1 pseudogene is annotated in these 667 nt (G+C 55.5%); it reads left to right on the top strand.

The features are described 5' to 3' along the window. A pseudogene (locus tag A9D60_RS26505) lies at positions 1–667 on the top strand (hypothetical protein); the annotation flags it as partial.

Here is a 667-nt window from a genome sequence, read left to right as displayed (position 1 = left end):
CAGCCGTTCAGGTTGCGAATAACGCAACCGTCGATCTGTCCGACTTCGAAACTTCTGCCGCACAGAAGATCGTAGGTTCACGGGGAAACGAAAGCATCATAGGCACTCAGGCCGCCGACCTGATTCTCACCGGCCACGGTGATGACACGGTTCTGGCAGGCGCTGGCGATGACGTCCGGATGGGGCAGGGCAACGACACCCTGCGCTTCATCCAGGATGGCACAGCAACCATCAATTTGGAAGGCCGGGGATATGGCACGATCACCTATGGAAACGGCGATATCATCACCTTCCACAACGTTGAGAATTTCGAGGAAATCAAGCTGAAGTCGGAATATGTGCTGGATTTTGACGATAGGAAGCGCATCAAAGACGGCGATAGCATTCTTGATGGCAATTTTGTTGCAAGTGTGAGCCAGGGGTACCGGAACCACCAGGGGGCCATCGGCACGCTGGACTATGAACGGGACGGCGATGCCGAGGCCTTCAACGGCTGGGCATCGGTCATCGGCTTCAGCCAGGCGGACGGCGAGGACTTTGACTTCAAAAGCCTGTCGCTCGCCAATTCGTCCATCCAGAACCAGCGTATCGTCCCCGAAAGAAACTGGGCAAATGAGGTGACGATCACTGGGTATCAGGACGGTGTGGCCATTTACACGATGGAAAT

This window comes from Leisingera sp. JC1, from assembly GCF_001679925.1.
GTDB lineage: Bacteria > Pseudomonadota > Alphaproteobacteria > Rhodobacterales > Rhodobacteraceae > Leisingera.
This window is presented reverse-complemented; position numbering and strand designations above follow the sequence as displayed.